This is a genomic window from Neisseria sp. P0021.S005, from assembly GCF_051956955.1.
The window spans coordinates 1-964 of record NZ_JBQCWY010000811.1 but is presented as its reverse complement, the minus strand read 5'-3'; the positions used below and the strand labels follow the sequence as shown (position 1 = coordinate 964).

Genomic DNA, 964 nt, shown 5'->3' with positions numbered 1-964 from the left:
TTCCCAATATTTTTTCACTGCAAGCACATTTACACGCTAGTTGTTTGTTTTATTTTGATGTTTATATGTTATTGCAAGGTGGGTAGCCCAGGCCGTCTGAAACAAGGCTTCCTGAAACATAGTGCCGCATTCGCATACAAATCTAGGGCTGTCGGCAAGAAACTGTTACAATGGCAACGTTTTTATCAAAAAGAAAAAAACGCACGCCATGACCACTATTCGCCAAACGCCCCAAACATCGAGTGCAACGCTGGAAGGCCTCCTCGCATGGTTCGACGGCTATGTTGCCGCGCTGCCTGATCCCGATAAAAACCTAATTCAGACGGCCTTTGACCTGTCTAAAGAACATTATCCTGCCGATGCCCTAACGACTTACGGCGAGCCTTTAATGGAACATTTTCTCGGCTCGATGCAAATCGTCAGCGAACTCGACTTATTGCCCGATGCCGTGGCCGCTACGATTTTGTCCGACATCGGCAAATACGTTCCCACTTGGCGCGAATTGGTTACCGAACGCTGCAACAGTACCGTTTGCGAGCTGGTCAAAGGCGTGGACGAAGTACAGAAACTGACCCAATTCGCCCGCGTAGACAGCCTTGCCACGCCGGAAGAGCGCGCCCAACAAGCCGAAACCATGCGTAAAATGCTGTTGGCGATGGTTACCGACATCCGCGTCGTCCTGATCAAACTGGCCATGCGTACGCGCACCCTGCAATTTTTAAGCAACGTTCCTGACAACCCTGAAAAGCGCGCCGTTGCCAAAGAAACCCTCGACATTTTTGCCCCGCTCGCCAACCGCTTGGGCGTGTGGCAACTCAAATGGCAGCTCGAAGATTTGGGCTTCCGCCATCAAGAGCCGGAAAAATACCGCGAAATCGCCCTGCTTTTGGACGAAAAGCGCACCGAGCGCCTCGAATACATCGAAAACTTCCTCAATATCCTGCGTACGGAACTGAAAAAATAC

General features: G+C 50.7%; 1 protein-coding gene. It reads left to right on the top strand.

Features of this window, described 5'->3' with window-relative positions; translation table 11 throughout:
- Positions 1 to 208 precede the first annotated feature (208 nt).
- On the top strand, positions 209 to 964 hold a 756-nt coding region (locus ACTHUE_RS19475), incomplete at its 3' end, for an HD domain-containing protein (protein ID WP_440424222.1).